Genomic DNA, 203 nt, shown 5'->3' on the forward strand with positions numbered 1-203 from the left:
CGCAAAAGAGCTTAACTGCCGTGTTCGGGATGGGAACGGGTGTGGCCTCTTTGCCATCATCACTGGACTATTTGGTTGATTGCTTGTTGAATCAAAAAGGACCATTAAGATTTTTAAAAAAACAGACCAGCGACGTCCTACTCTCACAGGGGGAGACCCCCAACTACCATCGGCGCAAAAGAGCTTAACTGCCGTGTTCGGGA

1 rRNA gene is annotated in these 203 nt (G+C 48.8%); it reads right to left on the reverse strand.

Annotated features, from left to right (window positions below):
* Positions 1-67: ribosomal RNA gene (rrf, locus tag Q0785_RS20355) — 5S ribosomal RNA — on the reverse strand; the annotation flags it as partial.
* Between the last annotated feature and the right edge of the window lie 136 nt (positions 68-203).

The sequence above is a fragment of the uncultured Planococcus sp. genome (assembly GCF_947501725.1).
GTDB lineage: Bacteria > Bacillota > Bacilli > Bacillales_A > Planococcaceae > Planococcus > Planococcus donghaensis_C.